This window comes from Intrasporangium sp. (assembly GCF_032907665.1).
Lineage (GTDB): Bacteria > Actinomycetota > Actinomycetes > Actinomycetales > Dermatophilaceae > Intrasporangium.
Map to the genome: position 1 here is coordinate 1 of NZ_JAJJPG010000078.1, position 17,517 is coordinate 17,517.

Annotated in this window: 17 protein-coding genes; 11 read left to right on the forward strand and 6 right to left on the reverse strand. The window is 71.1% G+C overall.

The genetic code is table 11. The features are described from left to right. The first annotated feature begins 142 nt into the window (after nucleotides 1-142). The 3 genes from LOY02_RS12295 (at nucleotide 143) to LOY02_RS12305 (ending at nucleotide 2,377) form a co-directional block, all read left to right on the forward strand. Nucleotides 143-1,102 (forward strand): SLAC1 anion channel family protein, encoded by a 960-nt coding sequence (locus LOY02_RS12295; RefSeq protein WP_317182650.1) that lies wholly within the window; start codon nucleotides 143-145, stop codon nucleotides 1,100-1,102. Between the two features lie 73 nt (nucleotides 1,103-1,175). Continuing rightward, nucleotides 1,176-1,619 carry a rhodanese-like domain-containing protein gene (locus LOY02_RS12300; protein WP_317182651.1) on the forward strand — a complete coding sequence of 148 codons (444 nt, stop codon included), beginning with the start codon at nucleotides 1,176-1,178 and terminating at the stop codon, nucleotides 1,617-1,619. A gap of 53 nt (nucleotides 1,620-1,672) precedes the next feature. Further along, nucleotides 1,673-2,377, forward strand: coding sequence for a DNA methyltransferase (locus LOY02_RS12305; protein WP_317182652.1), 705 nt, complete (start codon nucleotides 1,673-1,675; stop codon nucleotides 2,375-2,377). Nucleotides 2,378-2,470: 93 nt separating this feature from the next. Here LOY02_RS12305 and ppsA read toward each other — a convergent pair whose 3' ends face one another. After that, nucleotides 2,471-4,843, reverse strand: a complete 2,373-nt coding sequence (gene ppsA / locus LOY02_RS12310) for a phosphoenolpyruvate synthase (RefSeq protein ID WP_317182653.1) — start codon at nucleotides 4,841-4,843, stop codon at nucleotides 2,471-2,473. Nucleotides 4,844-4,910: 67 nt separating this feature from the next. Continuing rightward, nucleotides 4,911-5,747: a pyruvate, water dikinase regulatory protein gene (locus LOY02_RS12315; RefSeq protein WP_317182654.1), complete on the reverse strand. Its 837-nt coding sequence runs from the start codon at nucleotides 5,745-5,747 to the stop codon at nucleotides 4,911-4,913. Nucleotides 5,748-5,878: 131 nt separating this feature from the next. Between LOY02_RS12315 and LOY02_RS12320 the strand changes: the two genes are divergently transcribed. After that, nucleotides 5,879-6,160: a DUF427 domain-containing protein gene (locus LOY02_RS12320; RefSeq protein ID WP_317182655.1), complete on the forward strand. Its 282-nt coding sequence runs from the start codon at nucleotides 5,879-5,881 to the stop codon at nucleotides 6,158-6,160. Between the two features lie 14 nt (nucleotides 6,161-6,174). Here LOY02_RS12320 and LOY02_RS12325 read toward each other — a convergent pair whose 3' ends face one another. Further along, nucleotides 6,175-7,950: a SulP family inorganic anion transporter gene (locus tag LOY02_RS12325; protein ID WP_317182656.1), complete on the reverse strand. Its 1,776-nt coding sequence runs from the start codon at nucleotides 7,948-7,950 to the stop codon at nucleotides 6,175-6,177. A gap of 115 nt (nucleotides 7,951-8,065) precedes the next feature. On the opposite strand from LOY02_RS12325, the gene LOY02_RS12330 reads away from it, so the two are divergent. Then, on the forward strand, nucleotides 8,066-9,016 hold the full coding sequence (locus LOY02_RS12330; protein ID WP_317182657.1) for a polysaccharide deacetylase family protein: 951 nt from the start codon (nucleotides 8,066-8,068) through the stop codon (nucleotides 9,014-9,016). 309 nt (nucleotides 9,017-9,325) lie between these two features. Here LOY02_RS12330 and LOY02_RS12335 read toward each other — a convergent pair whose 3' ends face one another. Beyond that, entirely contained in the window at nucleotides 9,326-11,131 is a 1,806-nt protein-coding gene (locus tag LOY02_RS12335; RefSeq protein WP_317182658.1) for a BTAD domain-containing putative transcriptional regulator, read from the reverse strand. Between the two features lie 112 nt (nucleotides 11,132-11,243). Between LOY02_RS12335 and LOY02_RS12340 the strand changes: the two genes are divergently transcribed. The 3 genes from LOY02_RS12340 (at nucleotide 11,244) to LOY02_RS12350 (ending at nucleotide 12,657) form a co-directional block, all read left to right on the forward strand. Further along, the gene (locus LOY02_RS12340; RefSeq protein ID WP_317182659.1) at nucleotides 11,244-12,038 is read left to right on the forward strand and encodes an AzlC family ABC transporter permease; all 795 of its coding nucleotides are present in this window, start codon (nucleotides 11,244-11,246) and stop codon (nucleotides 12,036-12,038) included. Next, the gene (locus LOY02_RS12345) at nucleotides 12,031-12,351 is read left to right on the forward strand and encodes an AzlD domain-containing protein (RefSeq protein WP_317182660.1); all 321 of its coding nucleotides are present in this window, start codon (nucleotides 12,031-12,033) and stop codon (nucleotides 12,349-12,351) included. Before LOY02_RS12340 ends, LOY02_RS12345 begins: the two co-directional genes overlap by 8 nt. Nucleotides 12,352-12,432: 81 nt before the next feature. Then, on the forward strand, nucleotides 12,433-12,657 hold the full coding sequence (locus LOY02_RS12350; RefSeq protein ID WP_317182661.1) for a 4-oxalocrotonate tautomerase family protein: 225 nt from the start codon (nucleotides 12,433-12,435) through the stop codon (nucleotides 12,655-12,657). 108 nt (nucleotides 12,658-12,765) lie between these two features. Here the strand turns inward: LOY02_RS12350 and LOY02_RS12355 are convergent, their stop codons facing one another. Beyond that, nucleotides 12,766-13,731, reverse strand: coding sequence for a MerR family transcriptional regulator (locus LOY02_RS12355; protein ID WP_317182662.1), 966 nt, complete (start codon nucleotides 13,729-13,731; stop codon nucleotides 12,766-12,768). A 32-nt stretch (nucleotides 13,732-13,763) separates the two neighbouring features. Continuing rightward, on the reverse strand, nucleotides 13,764-14,198 hold the full coding sequence (locus LOY02_RS12360; RefSeq protein ID WP_317182663.1) for an SRPBCC family protein: 435 nt from the start codon (nucleotides 14,196-14,198) through the stop codon (nucleotides 13,764-13,766). Between the two features lie 104 nt (nucleotides 14,199-14,302). On the opposite strand from LOY02_RS12360, the gene LOY02_RS12365 reads away from it, so the two are divergent. The 3 genes from LOY02_RS12365 to LOY02_RS12375 all read left to right on the forward strand — a co-directional run. After that, nucleotides 14,303-15,568, forward strand: coding sequence for an NAD(P)/FAD-dependent oxidoreductase (locus LOY02_RS12365; protein ID WP_317182664.1), 1,266 nt, complete (start codon nucleotides 14,303-14,305; stop codon nucleotides 15,566-15,568). Further along, complete coding sequence (locus LOY02_RS12370) at nucleotides 15,565-16,320, forward strand: DUF1365 domain-containing protein (protein ID WP_317182665.1); 756 nt, start codon at nucleotides 15,565-15,567, stop codon at nucleotides 16,318-16,320. The genes LOY02_RS12365 and LOY02_RS12370 overlap by 4 nt, the downstream gene beginning before the upstream one ends. Then, nucleotides 16,317-17,517 (forward strand): cyclopropane-fatty-acyl-phospholipid synthase family protein (locus LOY02_RS12375; RefSeq protein WP_317182666.1); only part of this gene is annotated, 1,201 nt, incomplete at its 3' end. The genes LOY02_RS12370 and LOY02_RS12375, both read left to right, overlap by 4 nt.

The window sequence follows — 17,517 nt, forward strand, 5'->3', positions numbered from 1 at the left end:
GTTGGGGCTTTTGGGGCCACTCGACCGAGGGGCTGGGGCTTTTGGGGCCACTCGAGTAGGCATCGGATGGAGGGCATATACCCCATGGGGTATATTTGCGCTCGTTGACCCGCTCTCCCGCTCGCACCCAAGGACCCCGCTCGTGCCCACCGCACGCCTCGAACACCTTCCCGTGACCCTCTTCTCGACCGTCATGGGGATCGCCGGGCTCTCCCTCGCCTGGCGGCGGGCCGCTCACACGTGGGAGGTGCCCGAGTGGCCGGCGCAGCTGCTCTTCTGGGTCGCGGCCGCGGTGTTCGTCCTCATCGCCGCCCTCTACGCGAGCAAGTGGGTGAAGCATCCGCGCGCGGCTCGCGCCGAGCTGCACCACCCCATCCGCATGACGTTCGCCCCGACGATCACCATCGCCCTCCTCCTGCTCGCGACCGCTGCCCAGGACCTCCTTCCCGCGCTGGCCAGCACGCTCTGGTGGGTGGGCGCGGTCGGGCACCTCGTCGCCACCGTCGTCGTCATGAGCGCGTGGTTCGCCCGGTCCGACATCGGGGTCGACCAGATGACGCCGGCGTGGTTCATCCCCGTCGTCGGCAATCTCGTCACCCCACTCGCCGCCCCCACCATCGGGTCCGTCGAGCTCGGCTGGTTCGCCTTCGGAGCCGGTCTCGTGCTCTGGATCGCGCTGCTTCCACTCCTGCTCCAACGCGTCCTCATCCACGAGCGGGTCCTGCCCGTCAAGCTCCTCCCCACGCTCGCCATCTTCCTCGCCCCACCTGCCGTCGCGATGCTCTCGTGGCAGTCCCTCACCGGCGACGCCGACGGTCCCTTCCCCCGGATCCTCTACGCGACCGCCATGGTGTTCACGGCGTTCCTCCTGGCGCAGTTCGCGCGGCTGCACCGGGTGCCCTTCGCCTTGCCGTACTGGGCCTACACCTTCCCGATGGCCGCGGCGACGACGGCCGCGATCTCGATGGCGGCCGCACGGAGCCAGACCGCCTACGACGTCGTCGCCCTCGCCCTCCTCGCAGGGACCACCGTCCTCGCCGTGCTCGTCTCGGCCCTCACCGTCCGGGCCGCCGCCCGTGGCCAGATCTGCGTTCCCGAATGACCGTTCCCGAATGGCCTTGCCGAATGGCCGTCCCTCAATGACCCCTCGTCACCGTCACACCCAGGAGCCCCCCGTGCCTTCTCGTCGTCTTGCCGGCGCTGTCCTCGCGCTCGTCGCCCTCACGTCCGTCGCCGCCTGCAGTGGCTCAGAGGACGCGGGTCTGGCCACTCTCCCGGCTGCCGCAGCGGCTCCCGCCGCAGGCGCCGAGCTGTCCGCGACCGACTTCGCCGCAGCCTCGAAGCGCGCCGGCACGACGATCATCGACGTGCGCACTCCGGCCGAGTTCGCGGAAGGGCACCTGCCCGGCGCGGTGAACATCGACGTCCAGAGCCCCGACTTCGCCGCGCGGATCGCCCAGCTCGACCCGGGGGCGACCTACGCCGTGTACTGCCGCTCCGGCAACCGGTCCGCGGCCGCCCTCCAGCTGATGCAGTCCGCGGGGCTGAGGTCCGCCTACCACCTCGGTGGTGGCATCGGGGCCTGGCAGGCGGCCGGCGGCGAGGTCGTCACCGGCTGACCGCTGTCGGCCCCCTCGCGAGCCGCAGGTCCGCCCACGCGAGGATGGACCGCATGACCGACCAAGCAGCAGGGCCGACACCTCCTCAGGGGCGAGCGCTTCCGCCCTACCTGCATGCCATGGCTGCCGAGCTCACCGACGAGCGGGTCGCCGGCGCGGACGAGGACGTCCACTTCACGGAACACGTGGCCACCGAGGTCATCACCGCCCTCACGATCCCCGGTGACCTCGTGCTAGACCCCTTCGCCGGATTCGGCACGACCCTGGCCGTGGCCCACCGGCTCGGCCGTCGCGCCCTCGGCGTCGAGCTGCTGCCCGAGCGCGTCGCGGCGATCCACGAGCGCGCCCCCGACGCCACCGTCATCGAGGGCGATGCCCGCGGCCTCCACCAGCTCCTCTCCGCTGCGGACACCGGCCCGGTCGCGCTGTGCCTCACCTCGCCGCCCTACATGACGGCCAATGCGCACCCTCACAACCCGCTGACCGCCTACCAGACCCTGGGTGCGCACTACAACACCTACCTGGGCGACCTCACCAACATCGCGGGCAGCATCCACGACCTGCTCCGACCGGGCGGCCACCTCGTGCTCAATGTCGCGAACATCCGCCACCAGGGCCACACGACGACCCTCGCCTGGGACGTCGCGCGCGTCGTGAGCCGAGCCATCCCGTTCGTCGCGGAGACCGTCATCTGTTGGGACACGTTGCCGCACGACCTCACGGGCGACTACCTGCTCACGTTCCGGCGGGACGGCTGACCGCACCCGCGCTCCGACCGAGCCCAGCGGCATACGGACCCTGCCGTATGCCGCTGGGCTGGGACCGCACGTCCGTGGCCGCGGGTGCCGGTCTCAGCCTGCGTGCTTGGCGAGGCGCAGCCACGTGTCGACGACGGTGTCGGGGTTGAGCGACATCGACTCGATGCCCTCGTCGAGGAGCCACTCCGCGAGATCCGGGTGGTCGGACGGGCCCTGCCCGCAGATCCCGACGTACTTGCCCCGCTCGCGGCAGGCGCGGATCGCCATGCTGAGCAGCGCCTTGACGGCAGGGTCGCGCTCGTCGAAGGAGCCCGCGACGAGCGCCGAGTCACGGTCCACGCCCAGGGTCAGCTGGGTCAGGTCGTTGGACCCGATGGAGAAGCCGTCGAAGTGCTCGAGGAACTCAGCCGCGTTGACGGCGTTCGACGGGATCTCGCACATCATGATGACCTGCAGGTCGTTCTCACCACGGCGCAGTCCGTGCTGGGCCAGCAGCTCGATGACACCCTCGGCCTCGGCCACGGTCCGGACGAAGGGGATCATCACCTTGACGTTCGTCAGGCCCATGTCGTCGCGGACGTGCCTCAGCGCCTCGCACTCCATCGCGAAGCACTCCACGAATCCCTCGGAGAGGTAGCGCGCGGCGCCACGGTAGCCGAGCATCGGGTTCTCCTCGTGCGGCTCGTAGCGCTCGCCGCCGAGGAGGCCGGCGTACTCGTTCGACTTGAAGTCGGACATCCGCACGATGACCGGCTCTGGCGCAAAGGCCGCGGCGAGCATCGCGATGCCTTCGCTCAGCCGCTTGACGAAGTAGTCGCGGGGGTCGGCATAGGCCGCGATGAGCTGCTGGATCTGCTCCTTGACGGCGGGCTCCTGGTCGTCGAGCTCGAGCAGCGCACGCGGGTGGATCCCGATCTGGCGGTTGATGATGAACTCGAGGCGGGCGAGGCCGATGCCGCGATGGGGCAGCCGGGAGAACTCGAACGCCTGCTCAGGCGTGCCGACGTTCATCATGATCTTGACGGGCACGTCAGGCATCTCGTCGAGGGCAGTCTCGGTGACGGTGAAGTCACGCAGACCCTCGTAGACGAATCCGGTGTCTCCTTCGGCGCACGAGACGGTGACCTCGTGGCCGTCCTCCATCGCGGTCGTCGCGTTGCCCGTGCCGACGACGGCGGGGATGCCGAGCTCGCGGGCGATGATCGCTGCATGGCAGGTGCGCCCACCGCGGTCGGTGACGATCGCGCTCGCGCGCTTCATGATCGGCTCCCAGTCCGGGTCGGTCATGTCGGCGACGAGCACCTCACCCGGCTGGAACTCGTGCATCGAGCCGACGTCCCTGAGCACGCGAACCGCCCCGGCCCCGATCTTCTGGCCGATGGCCCTGCCCTCCACGACGACCGGGCCGCGCTCGTTCATCCGGAAGCGCTTCAGCGTCGAGGAGCCGGCTCGGGACTTCACCGTCTCGGGGCGGGCCTGGAGGATGTAGAGGCGGCCGTCGACGCCGTCGCGGGCCCACTCGATGTCCATCGGGCGTCCGTAGTGCTCCTCGATCTTCACGGCGTGACGGGCCAGCTCGGTGACCTCGTCGTCGCTGAGGCTGAACCGCACCTGGTCGGCAGGGTCGACGGGGACGAACTCCGTCGTGCGACCCACCGAGGCGTCCCGGGTGTAGATCATCTTCGTCGCCTTGGCGCCGATGCCGCGCTTGAGGATGGCGGGGCGGCCGGCTCGCAGCGCCGGCTTGTGGACGTAGAACTCGTCCGGGTTGACGGCGCCCTGGACGACGCCCTCGCCGAGACCGTAGGCGCTCGTGATGAACACCGCGTCGGGGAAGCCGGACTCGGTGTCGATGGTGAACATCACCCCTGAGGCGCCGAGGTCGGACCGGACCATGCGCTGCACACCTGCCGAGAGCGCGACGACGGAGTGGTCGAAGTTGCTGTGCACCCGATACGCGATCGCCCGGTCGTTGTAGAGCGACGCGAAGACGAGCTTGATCGCGTGGAGGATGTTGGCGATGCCGCTGATGTTGAGAAAGGTCTCCTGCTGCCCGGCGAAGGACGCGTCGGGCAGGTCCTCGGCCGTGGCGCTCGAGCGGACCGCCCAGCTCACCCCGTCGCCGCCGTCACCGGCCAGCTGGGCGTAGGCGCTCCGGATGTCCTGCTCGAGGTCGGCAGGGAACTCCTGGGCCTCGACGGCATCACGGATCTCCTTGCCGACCTCGGCGAGGCGGCGGACGTCGTCGACGTCGAGGCCGTCGAGCAGCGCGTTGATCCGGTCGGCGAGACCGTCGTTGGCGAGGAAGCGCCGATAGGCCTCCGCCGTCGTCGCGAACCCGTCGGGGACCGCCACTCCCGCCTCGGACAGGTGCTGGACCATCTCGCCGAGGGAGGCGTTCTTGCCTCCCACCGACTCGACGTCGTCGAGGCCCAGCTCGCGGAACCAGAGAATGTTGGCGGTCATGTGTTGTCCTTTCGTCGGCGATGACGGCGGCTGGCCGGGTGCGTGGTGTGGCCGAGGCGTTGCTGCCCTACTGGGCGAGATTGCTGAGGGGCCGGGCCTGCATGATCACCGCTGCCATCTCCTCGACCGACATCGACGCCGAGTTGATCCAGGGGATCCGGTGAGAACGGTAGAGGGCCTCGGCACGCCGGAGCTCCCAGCTGCACTGGGCGAGCGACGCATAGGTGGACCCGGGACGCCGCTCACCCCGGACCTGGCTGAGGCGCGCGGGCGTGGATACCAGGCCGAAGCACCGGTCCGCGTAGGAGCGGATCGGACGAGGCAGGTCACTCGACTGGAAGTCCTCGTCGACGAGCGGGTAGTTCGCGACCTTGATGCCGTGCTGGAGCGCGAGGTACATCGAGGTCGGGGTCTTGCCGCAGCGCGACGGGGCGATGAGGATGAGCTCCGACTGGGACAGGTTGCGCAGGCTCTGCCCGTCGTCGTGCTCCATGGCGAACTCGATGGCCTTCATCCGCTGCTCGTAGCGCCGCAGGTCGCCGAGACCGTGCAGGCCGGCGAGGTTGTGGCTCGCGTTGACGTGCAGGACCCGCTCGATCGCGTCGAGATGGGAGCCGAAGAGGTCGATGAAGGCGCACCTCGTCTTCTGCAGCTCGGTCCGGACATCCTCGTCCGCGACCGTCGAGAAGACGAGTGGAGTGACCGAGTCGGTCATCGCGGCATCCATCTCGGCGACGACCTGGCGGGCCACCTCGACCGTCGTGATGAAGGGGATCTTCCGCCGCAGGAAACGGACGGTGGGGAACTGGTTGAGCATGAGGTTGCCCAACGTCTCCGCGGAGATGCCCGTGCCACCGGCGAGGAAGAACACCGGTGTGTCGGGGACGCGTCGGGGTGCGCTCACGGCGCCACTGTGCCACAGGCGCAGGACGCCCGGCGGGTGTCGTCCGCCCCTGCGGAACGGGGGGCGCCGGCGGCGGGAATGCGCACGCCGGCGACCGACGTTGTCGAATCACGCCCAACGAGGAGGAGCTCATGCGCGCAATCTGGAACGGGGCCGTGATCGCAGACAGCGACGACACCGTCGTCGTCGAAGGCAACCACTACTTCCCCCGCGATGCCGTCGACCCGGCGGTGCTCCGGGAGTCATCCACGAAGACCACCTGTCCGTGGAAGGGCGAGGCCTCCTACTTCTCGATCGAGGTCGATGGCCAGGTCAACCAGGACGCCGCGTGGTACTACCCCACGCCGAAGCCGGCCGCTGCCGAGATCGAGGGCCGGATCGCCTTCTGGAGGGGCGTCACCGTCACCGGCTAGCTGGACCGGTCGCCTCAGTCCGTTGCCTGCCTCGGCTGCGGCGGGACAGGAGGGATCTCCAGCCCCGTGAGCGGGTGTCCGTGTGCCTGCTCGTACCAGCGCGCGTAGGCGGCGACGGCGGTCGGCAGCGTCGGGAAGATGAGGTCGATCCCGACGTTGTCGACGAAGCCGGCCGCCTCGAGAGAGTCACGCATGTCCTGCTTGACCCGGGCCATGGCGAAGCGGATCCCCTCCTCCTCCAAGCTGATCCGCAGGGTGTCGAGCGCGTCCACGGCGGTGAGGTCGACTTCGGTGTTGGCCTCTGCGTTGAGGAGGAACCACTCGACCGGCGCGACCCGCTGGGAGTCCGAGACGGCCCCGAGGGCGCGCCGGACGAAGTCGTGGGAGTTGGCGAAGAAGAGGGGCGAGTCGTAGCGGTAGACGACGAGGCCGGGCACCTGCACGGCGTTCGAATGGTCGTCGATGTCATGCATGCCGGCGACGTCGGGCACGTAGCCGAGCACACCGTCATGAGGGTGGACGATCCGGCGCAACAGCTCGAGCACGGACAGGACGATGGCCACGCCGATCCCGGGCAGGACCCCGAAGACGAGGACAGCGAACGTCGTCGAGAGTGACAGGACGAGCTCGGCGCGCCGGAAGGCGGTGATGCGGCGCAGCTCGGCCACGTCGACCAGCCGAAGAGCCGCATAGACGACCACTCCGCCGAGAGCCGCCTCGGGGAACGTCGCGAGCACCGGACCGAGCCAGAACATCGTCGCGGCGAGCACGACGACCGACACGAGGGAGTGCAGCTGCGTGCGCGCGCCCATGGCGTCGGCGAGGACGGTGCGGCTGCCGCTCGAGCTGACGGGGAACCCGGACGACATGCTCGAGGCGATGTTGGCGAACCCGAGGGCGACGAACTCCTGGTTGCTGTCGATGGCCTCGCGTCGCTTGAGGGCGAAGGCGCGTCCGGTGAGCACGTTGTCGCTGTAGGCGACGACGGCGACGCCGACGGCGGCCGGGACGAGCGTCCAGACCTCGACGTCGTCCAGCCTCGGCAGACCGAGCGGCGGCAGCCCCTGGGGCACCTCCCCCACCACGGCGACGCCGTCGTCGACGAGGCCGAGCACCTGCACGGCTGCCGCGGCGGTGAGCATGGCGATGAGCGGCCCCGGCCAGCGCCTGGCCCAGCGGCCGAAGGCGAGCAGGGCAGCGAGAACGGTCGCGGCCACGGCAAGGGTGGGCCAGTGCGCCTCACCGAGGTGGGTTGCGGTGTACCTCAGCTCCTCGAGGAAGGTCCCGCCCTCCACGTCGATGCCGGTGATCTTGCCGAGCTGGCTGACGACCATGAGCGCCGCGATGCCGGCCATGTAGCCGACGAGCACGGGCTTGGAGAGCAGCTCGGCGAGGAAACCGAGGCGGGCGAGCCAGGCGAGCACGCAGACGACCCCGACTGCGAGGGCGAGCAGGGCGGCGACCTCCGCGTGCCGGCCGGCGCCGACGGTGCCGACGAGAGCCCCCACGCCCGCCGCGGTCATGAGGGCCGTCGTCGACTCGGGCCCCACCGACAGCTGCCGAGACGAGCCGAGCAGGGCGTAGACGACGAGGGCCGGAGCGCAGGCCCAGAGCCCGGTGATCGCCGGCAGTCCGGCCACCTCGGCGTAGGCCATCACCTGGGGGACGAGGTAGGCGGAGACGGTGATGCCGGCGAGAACGTCGCCGCGCAGCCAGGCCCGGTCGTAGGACAGGAGCACGCCGAGCCCGGGAGCGAGACGCTCCCACCTGGCCTGACGTCGCTCGGTCACGTGCCGAAGGTACCTGCCCGCGCGGCGTGTGACCCACGAGACGCGTGCCGTCCGCCACAGCTGTCCGTCGCCGGGCGGCCGGTGCGATGGACTGGACTCAAAGGAAGAGGGCGCCATGGGCACCGACCGCCGACCCCGGATCCGCTGGGTGGCCGCAGCGGCGATGGCGCTCGGCCTGTTCGCGACCGCCTGCGGCAGCGAAACCCCCGCGCCGGCGGGCGCCACGACGGCGAGCCCCTCGACCACGACGACGACCCGACCGACCACGACGCCGACCACCACGCCGACCACCACGGTCCCGCCCACCACGACCTCCGTCCGGCCGACCACCACGTCCCCGAGGCCGACGACCTCGACACCCGCGCCCACGACCGCGACCCCGAGCCCCACGGGGACGACCCCCCGCCCGCCGACGTGCGCGATCCCGACCCGACTGCTCGGCCGCGACCTCACGACGGTGCCGACGGACCGCGAGGTCGTCGCCCTCACCTTCGACGCGGGCGCGAGCAACGACGGGGTCGCACCGATCCTCGCCACCCTGTCCGCGAAGGGCGTGCCGGCAACCTTCTTCCTCACCGGTGACTTCGTGGACGACTTCCCGTCGAGCGCACGGGCCATGGCGCGGTACCCGGTCGGCAACCACACCTACAACCACCCGGACCTGACGACGGTGTCGGACAGCCGCATCCGCACCGAGATCAACTCGGCCGAGTCACGCATCAAGGCGGTCACCGGTCAGGATCCACGGCCCTACTTCCGCTTCCCCTTCGGGGCCGTCGACGCCCACACGATCTCGGTGGTCAACTCGGAGTGCTACGTGCCCTTCCGGTGGACCGTCGACACCCTGGGGTGGAAGGGCACGTCGGAGGGCCAGTCGGTCACGACGGTCGTGAGCCGGGTCCTCGCTGCGGCGGTCCCCGGCGAGATCGTCCTCATGCACGTCGGCGCGCACCCCAAGGACGGCTCGACCCTCGACGCCGACGCCCTCCCCCGGGTCATCGATGAGCTGCGTGAGCGCGGATACGGCTTCGTCAGCCTCGAAGCCGTCCTCGGATCGGCTCCGTGAGGCGATCGTCATGCGCTCCTGTCGCTGCCCCCTCGACCTCCCCCAACCCCGACCAGGAGGGTCGGTCGGCACCGCCGCGCCGGCCTGCTGGTCCCCACAGACGCCCGCCCAGCGGCATACGAGAACGGTCCAGGCACGTCGAGCCCCCTTGCGGGCCTGGACCCACGACCCCGACGGGTCGATGACCCGCGCACCGACGCTGTCGGGCGCGTGCGCCCGGGTCTCCAGCCGTCGACCCGTCGTGGCTCTCGGTCGTATGCCGCTGGGCTGGCTAGACGTCCCCCGTCAGGAGGCGTGAGCGGCGGTCCGTCACTCCGAAGAGCTCTGACGTTGACGGTCCGAGCCCAGCGTCGGGTTGTCGAGGCCTGCGATGAGCACGACAGCGAGCTCTGCCGCGCCCGGCTGGCCGAGCGCGGAGCGGTGCAACGCCGCCCGGGCGACGAACTCGCGCAGCCCACGGCGCGCGGCGAAGTCCTCCAGGTCGTCGACCCAGGCGGGAGCCTCGGCCAGCCCGCGTGAGACGCCGAACCAGCACAGCGCCTCCAGGCAGTACCCCTCCACCCAGTCGTGGGCGTCCCGGATCCGTCGACAGGCCGCCGGCGCCTCGAGAAGCAGCTCCAGAGCGAGGTCGTCCGCTCCCTGTGCAGCAGCGAGCAGACCGCGGCCGCGAAGGGAGTAGCTCTCCCAGCACGGGTCACCGACCTGACAGGCCAGCGCGTGGGCGTGGTCGAACGCGGCGCCGGCCGCCTCCAGGTCGCCGGCCGCCAGCCACACCTCGGCGAGCAGCGCTCGAGGGAAGGGGACGAAGGCGGTCCATCCGATCGAGGTGGCGACGTCGCAGGCGGACTCGAGGGTGGCGCGGGCGGCCGGCTCCCGCCGGAGCAGCTGGAGCCGACCGAGCGCAGTCAACGCGTAGGCCCGTGCGCGCGCGTCGCCGATGGACCCGCCGAGCTCGACCGCCCGCACGAGTCTGGGCAGGGCTGCGGCATGGTTGCCCTCGTCGGTGCGCCCCATCCCCCGGAAGAGCTCGACCCAGGCGAGGATCCGCGCATCGTCGCCGGCCAGCTCCGTTGCCCTGCTGAACCAGACCTCAGCCCGCGGGTAGTGCGCGCGCAGCGTCTCGACGTGGCCGAGCTCGAGGGCGGCGCGCGCCCCGGCCTGCGCCTCGCCGACCGTCCCGGTCAGCGCGATCGCCTCGTGCAGGAGGAGGACCGCCTCCTCATCGCTTCCGCGGACTCCCTGGACCAGGACCGTGCCGAGCTCGACCAGCGCCCGAGCCAGCCGTGGACGGTCATCCAGTGCGCGGGCTCCGGCCACGGCGGAGCGGAGCAGCTCGATGGCTCGTTCGTAGGCACCCGCGTGCGCAGCGCCCACCCCGCCCTCGATCCCGGCGTCCACGGCCGCCGTCGTGCCGGCCGTGGCAGGGGCGACCCGGTGCCGGAGGGCCGCGGACAGGGCCGCCGATGGCTCGACGCCGAGCTCGCGGGCAAACAGCGTGCGACACCGATCGACCCTGGCGGCAGCTGCTGCCGGCTCACCGGCGGCGATCAGCGCCCGCACGAGCAGCTCGTGGCTCGACTCCACGAGTGGCTCGGCCTGGACGAGCCGGGCCGCCAGGTCGGCGGCTGACCCCGCTGACCCGGCAGCGAGGCGGCTCTGGGCCGCCTCCCGAAGCACGGCTGCCGTGAGTCCGGCGAGGCGGCGGCGCTCGGTCGAGAGCCAGAGGTCGAACGTCGCGCCGACCCTCGGGGAGACCCCTTCGAGCAGCTCGCCCCCGAGGCCGGGCAGGCGCAGGGCCTCGCCCCAGGACCCCCGCGCCACCACATCGACGTCGACGACGGTGCCGGGCCGAAAGGTCAGCCTGACCGGGTCACCGTCCACGTCCGCGACTCCCGCCAGGGCACGGCGCAGCTGCGACAGGCTCCAACGCAGCGCCGCAGCAGGGTCTTCGGCGTCCTCGAAGAGGAGGCCGGCAAGGCGGGAGCGGGGAACGCGGGCATCCGTGAGGGAAAGGTAGGCGAGCAGCGCCCACGCCTTGCTGCCCCGGGGAGGGGGAAGTGCCCCACCATCGAGCTCGACGGAGGGTGGCCCCAAGAGGCTGACGCGCGCGGGCACCGGGACATCGTCCCACCCCGACGGGTCGGGCCAAGGCCGTTTCACACGGCCGCGCACACGGCCTCGGGCCACAGTCGCTCGTGCCACCTGTCCCCGAGCCGAGAAGGTCCCCATGTCTCATCTGTCCGCCCGTCGGGAGGGGTGTCGCGACGGCCTGTCCATCGTCATCGGCTACATCCCGTTCGCCCTGGCGCTCGGGGCGGCCCTCGGCTCGGCCGGGGTCGACCCCTGGATCGCCTGGCTGAGCTCGCCTGTCGTGATCGCCGGCGCAGCACAGCTCGTCACCGTCGAGATGCTCGGCGCCGGGGCGAGCGCCGTCCTCGCCCTGACGACGGCGCTCGTCGTGAATGCGAGGCACCTGCTCTACAGCGCCACGCTGGCGACGCTCGTCGGTCACTGGCGGCGTCGGGACCGCTGGGTCGCGGCGTACCTGCTCGCGGACCCGATGTTCGCGCTTGCTGCGGCCCGCCTTCACGCAGGCGATCCACCCTCCGCGCAGGCCGCTCACCGGGCCTACTTCTTCGCAGCGTCGTGGACGTGCTGGGCCGGCTGGCTCGCCCTGACCGGAGCCGGCGTCCTCATCGGGGACCTGCTGCCCACGTCACTCCCCATGGACGTGGCCGCACCGCTCACGTTCCTTCTCCTCGTGTTGCCGACGGTGACGTCGCCACCGACGCGAACCGCGGCGTCCGTCGGTGGCCTGGTCGCGGTGCTCGCCTCCGGCCTCCCCCTGGGACTCGGGCTGCTGGCCGGAGTCGCCGCGGGAGTTGCTGCCGGGGCCGCGACCCCGGCAGGCGGAGGTGCCCGCAACTCGAGTGCCGCTCCACCCACGGTCACGGATCTGGGCACAGGTGAGCCCGGGGAGCCCGGCACCTCCGCCCCGGGAGGGGAGAGGACCCATGGTTGAGCTCCTCGTCATCGTGCTGGTCGGCCTCGGCACCTTTGGCATGCGCGCCGCCTTCCTCGTGAGGACCCACAGGGCCGGTGCCGCTGGCCAGAGCGCCCTGCTGCCACTCGTGGCCCCCGCAGTCCTCGCGGCCATCGCCGCACCTGCCCTCCTCGCCCCCCGGGGAACGGGCGGATGGACGGAGTCCATCCCCTCCCTGCTCGCTGCGCTCGTCACCCTCCTCGTCTGGCGCCGCGCCGGGGGCTTCCCCATCCCCCTGCTCGCGGGGCTCGTCACGTGGTGGGCCGCCCTGGCCCTGGTGTCGCTGCTGTGAACGCCGTCGTCACACGGATGTTCACACGGCCACCGGCCACGCTCGACTCGTCCAACAGAAACCACTGAAAGGAGCGGCCTCATGCCGTTCGTCAACGTCAAGGTCATCGAGAACGTCTTCACCGAGGACCAGAAGCAGGAGATCCTCACGCGGGTCACCGATGCACTGGTCGCCGTCGAGGGGGAGGCCATGCGAGGGGTCACGTGGGTCGTCATCGACGAGGTGAAGAGCGGTGACTGGGCCATCGGGGGCCAGGCACTCAGCACCCGCGCGGTCCACGAGCTCGCCGGCGTCGCCGTGGGCTAGCCCGCCCGGAGCAGCCAATCCTTGGAGACCCCTTCGCGACCCACGTCGCCGAGGGGGTCTCCAGCATTGGCTCGCCGACCACCGGGCCGACGCGGCCAGCGTCGTCGTCTACGCCTGGTGCTGAGGCCGGCCCGACTCGTCGGCGTCCTGTGGTCGACCGTCCCGTTCTCCGGTCGGTCCACCGTCGGGGCGCCGCGAGGCAAGTGTCGACTCCATCAGCTCGACCGCGGCGCCGATGCCGTGCCCGAGCGGCACGGTCTCGGCGCCGACCTCGTCCTGCATCGCCCCGCCGACGAAGACGAGCAGCTGGGGGTGGGCGGCCAGGAGCCGCTCGCTGAGCTGGCGCGCTGCGACGATGTCCGCGGCGCGAGGGACGGCGAGGACGACGGCCGCGGCACGGCGCGCGGAGACGGCGGCGTCCCAGTCGTCAGCCGGCAGGTCGGCCCCGACATACGTCGTCGCGAATCCCGCCCGTCTGGCAGCCACGGCGAAGGCGAGGATGCCGAGCTCGTGCCGCGCCCCCGTCGGGAGGCCGACGACGACCACGGGTCTGGTGGGCCGGCTCCCGGCCGCCTCGTAGGCTGCCGCGAGTCGCCGGGAGACGGCATAGCTGAGCAGGTGCTCGCCCGCGACCGAGATGCGTCCGTCGGCCCAGGCCTCCCCGACGGCCACGAGAGCGGGCATGAGCCAGTCGTCGACGACGCGCTCGAAGCCGGCCCGGGCGAAGGCCTCGTCGAGGATGTCCGCGACCTTGGCGGAGTCGAGGCGGTGGCCGGCCTCGAGAAGGTCATCGAGGCGCGGCCGTGACGTCGTCTCCGACGTGGCCGGAGTCCACGGCATCGTGCGGCCCGAGTCGGAGATCCGCGCCTTCGTCTCCGCAGCGGCCTCCTTGGCCGACCACCCGTCGTTGACGAGCGCAGCCATGATCGCGAGAGTGCGCAGGTCCTCCGCGGAGTAGAGGCGGTAGCGACCGTCCGACCGAGCGGGCGTGACGACGCCGTAGCGCCTCTCCCAGGCACGCAGCGTCGAGAGGCTGACGCCGGTCAGCTCGGCAGCCCGCTTGATGGTGTACATGGTTTGCGCAGTCTAGGTCGCAGGTGGCGACCTCAGACGGCGAGCCCGGCCAGGGTGCGGCGCAGGCCATCCGCGCCGTTGTCGACGAGCCGCCTCAGGGCCGGGGCCAGCGCGAAGGCGGCGATCTTGCGGAGGCCCTTGAGCTCGAAAGTGGCCGAGTAGGTGACGGTCGCCCGCGTCGAGTCGCCCTCCACGGTCATCTCGTCGAGAGCGACGAGGGTGGAGTTCTCACCGCGCAGCACGAGCCGGCGGCCCGGCTCCAGCTCGGTGACGACATACATCACCTCCGCCTCACGGCCCATGAAGCTCGAGACGTTCCGGTAGCGAGTGCCCACCCCGCCGTCACCAGAGACGCGCTCGGTCGTCACGGACGCGGGATCCCACTCGGTCGTGGTCGTGAAGTCGGCGAGATAGGCGAAGACCCGGTCGGCCGGGACAGGGACGGTGACGGTGCGAACGAACTGCATGGCGCTCTCCTTTGACGAACCTTTGACAAACTTTGTACAGCCAATCTACAGTGAAGTCGTGGCCAAGGGAAGTCCGAGCCACCGAACCCACCGAGAGGGCCCCCATGAACCAGAGCAGGCAACCGACCGCAGCCGTCATCGGCTCAGGCGTCGCCGGGCTGACCGCCGCACACGTCCTGTCCCGCTCGCACGCGGTCACGCTCTTCGAGGCGGACAGCCGGGTGGGTGGCCACGCCCACACCCACACCGTCCCGGGCTCCGCGGGCGACGTGCGGGTCGACAGCGGGTTCATCGTCCACAACGAGAAGACGTATCCGCACCTGCTGCGCCTCTTCCGTGAGCTGGACATCGAGACCCGACCCACGGAGATGAGCATGAGCATCACGTGCGAGGGCTGCGGGCTGTCGTATGCCGGTGGGCGGGGCCTGCGGGGCATCGTGGCCCAGCCGTGGCGCATCGCCGATCCGCGGTTCGTGCGGATGCTCGTCGAGGTGCCGCGTTTCCACCGGGCGGCCAGACGCCTCCTCGCCGACCCGACGACGGAGCCGACCTGGGGCGAGTTCCTGCGGGACGGCGGCTTCTCGACCTACTTCGTGCGTCACTTCGCGATCCCCCTCGTCTCGTCCGTCTGGTCCTGCGGCGACCTCGACGCCGAGACCTACCCCGCCCGGCACCTCTTCCAGTTCCTCGATCACCACGGGATGCTCACCGTCACCGGCTCGCCCCGGTGGCGCACCGTGGTCGGCGGGTCGGCCACCTACGTCGACCGGCTCGTCTCACGACTGCCGGACGTCCGGCGCTCGGCGCGCGTGACTGCTGTCGAGCGGCGCGACGACGGCGTCGAGGTTCGCGTCGGCGACGGCCCGCCCGAGCGGTTCGACCGGGTCGTCATCGCCACCCATGCCAACCAGGCACTCGACCTGCTCGTGGACGCCACGCCGGAGGAGAAGGAGAGCCTCGCCGCAATCCAGTACTCCCGCAACCACGTCTGGCTCCACCGTGACTCGTCCGTCCTGCCTGCTACCCAGCAGGCGCGCGCGTCGTGGAACTACCGGATGGACGCGTGCGACGCACCCGCCCCGCAGGTGACGGTGACCTACTGGATGAACCGACTCCAGGGCCTGCAGGACGCCGATGACCACCTCGTCACGCTCGAGCCCTCCGGCCACGTCGATCCCGCGACCGTCACGGCCGAGATGACCTACGAGCATCCGATCTTCACGAGCGAGGCAGTGGCCGCCGCGGCCTACCTCCGCTCGGCCGGCGGCGAGCGTCTCGCCTTCGCCGGCGCCCACCTCGGCTGGGGCTTCCACGAGGACGGCTGCCGCTCCGGCGTCGAGGCCGCAGAGTCGTTCGGAGTCCGCTGGTGAGCCTCCACGTCAGCCCACCGCAGGTGCCGGCCATCGTCGAGGGGATGGTGTCCCACACGCGCCGCACGCCGCTCGTCCATCGATTCCGCTATCGCCACTACCAGTGGCTGGTCGACCTCGACGACCTGCCCCACCTTCGCTGGCCGTTGTCCCTCCTGGCGCGGTTCGACCCGGCCGACCACCTTGACGGCGGGCGCCTCGGAGGAGGCATCCGCGGCGACCTCGACCGCTTCCTCGCCCAGCGCGGCGTCGCGCTGCCCACTGGCACGAAGGTGCTCATGCTCGCCCACGCGCGTTCCCTCGGGCACGTCTTCGACCCCCTCACCGTCTTCTGGTGCCTCGCCCCCGACGGCGAGGTCGTCGCGACAGTCCTCGAGGTGCACAACACCTACCACGGTCGCCACTCCTACCTCGTCGAGGTCGACGACACCGGCCGCGCGGTCGTCGACAAACAGTTCTACGTGTCGCCGTTCAACGAGGTCTCCGGCTCCTACGCCGTCCGGCTCGTGCTCGACGAGCGACGCGTCGCGGTCGCCATCCGCCTGCTCCGGGACGGCCAGACCGTCCTCGACGCCGCGGTCTCGGGCTCGCCCATCCCCGCGACGAGCCGCTCCATCGTCTCCACCTTCGCTCGCCACGCCCTCATGACCTATCGCGTCTCTGCCCTCATCCGGTGGCACGGCGTGCGACTGTGGATGAGACGTCTGCCCGTCGTGGCCCGACCACGCGACCTCGAGGAGGCCGTCCGATGACGACGATCCAGACCCGGCCCGTCATTCCCACCCTGGCGCCCCTGCGGCTCCAGGCGAGACTCGCGCGCACCATCTTCGAGCAGGTCGTCGACCGAGTGCCCGTCGACGTGCTCCTCCCCGACGGGTCCCGGCTGGGAGGATCACGAACGAGCGCGAGCGAGCCCAGCGGCATACGACCTGCGGTCGAGCTGCGCCAGCCGGCCGCCTTCTTCGAGCGCCTCGCGCACCACCCGAAGATCGGGATCGGCGAGGGCTACATGGCAGGTGACTGGCGGCCCGCTCCCGGGACCGACCTCGCCGACGTCCTGCGGCCCTTCGCCGAGCGCCTCACGACCGCCATCCCCCGCCCGTGGGTCGCCCTGCGGCAGATCGTCGACCGCGCCATCCCCCACGAGCAGCGCAACACGCTCACCGGGTCGCGGCGCAACATCGAGGCGCACTACGACCTCTCCAACGACCTCTTCGCGGCCTTCCTCGACGAGACGATGACCTACAGCTCCGCACTCTTCGACCGGTCCGTGCCCACGCATGCGCAGTCGCTCGAGGAGGCGCAGCTGCGCAAGGTCCACGCCATCCTCGATGATGCCCGGGTCATCGCGGGCACGCGCCTCCTCGAGATCGGCACGGGCTGGGGCACTCTCGCCATCGAGGCCGCGAAGCGTGGTGCCCACGTGACGACGCTGACCCTCTCGCGTGAGCAGGCGGACCTGGCGCGCGCCCGCGCCGAGGCGGCCGGCGTCGCGTCGCAGGTCGACATCCGGCTCCAGGACTACCGCGAGGCGCGTGGCTCCTATGACGCGATCGTGTCCGTCGAGATGATCGAGGCCGTCGGCGAGGAGTACTGGCCCGCCTACTTCCGGGCCGTCGACGGGCTCCTCGCGCCGGGCGGCACCGTCGCCATCCAGGCCATCCTCATGTCCCACGAGCGCTACCTCGTGACCCGCCGCTCCTTCGGCTGGATCCAGAAGCACATCTTCCCGGGAGGGCTCATCCCGAGCCTGCGGGCAATCGCCGAGGTGACGCAGCGCGACACGGCTCTGCGCGTGACGCGCGTCCACGCCTTCGGCCAGGACTATGCGGAGACGTTGAAGCGCTGGCGCACGACCTTCCTCGCGGCCTGGCCGCAGGTCGAGAGCCTCGGGTTCGACGAGACCTTCCGCCGCAAGTGGGAGTTCTACCTCGCCTACTGCGAGGCCG

Bases quoted from the DNA above. Each gene is read 5' to 3' on its own strand.
- LOY02_RS12350 (WP_317182661.1), top strand. From the start codon at position 12,433: ATGCCGTTCGTCAACGTCAAGGTCATCGAGAACGTCTTCACCGAGGAC.
- LOY02_RS12345 (WP_317182660.1), top strand. From the start codon at position 12,031: ATGGTTGAGCTCCTCGTCATCGTGCTGGTCGGCCTCGGCACCTTTGGC.
- LOY02_RS12365 (WP_317182664.1), top strand. From the start codon at position 14,303: ATGAACCAGAGCAGGCAACCGACCGCAGCCGTCATCGGCTCAGGCGTC.
- LOY02_RS12330 (WP_317182657.1), top strand. From the start codon at position 8,066: ATGGGCACCGACCGCCGACCCCGGATCCGCTGGGTGGCCGCAGCGGCG.
- LOY02_RS12340 (WP_317182659.1), top strand. From the start codon at position 11,244: ATGTCTCATCTGTCCGCCCGTCGGGAGGGGTGTCGCGACGGCCTGTCC.
- LOY02_RS12355 (WP_317182662.1), bottom strand. From the start codon at position 13,731: ATGTACACCATCAAGCGGGCTGCCGAGCTGACCGGCGTCAGCCTCTCG.
- LOY02_RS12305 (WP_317182652.1), top strand. From the start codon at position 1,673: ATGACCGACCAAGCAGCAGGGCCGACACCTCCTCAGGGGCGAGCGCTT.
- LOY02_RS12360 (WP_317182663.1), bottom strand. From the start codon at position 14,198: ATGCAGTTCGTTCGCACCGTCACCGTCCCTGTCCCGGCCGACCGGGTC.
- ppsA (WP_317182653.1), bottom strand. From the start codon at position 4,843: ATGACCGCCAACATTCTCTGGTTCCGCGAGCTGGGCCTCGACGACGTC.
- LOY02_RS12320 (WP_317182655.1), top strand. From the start codon at position 5,879: ATGCGCGCAATCTGGAACGGGGCCGTGATCGCAGACAGCGACGACACC.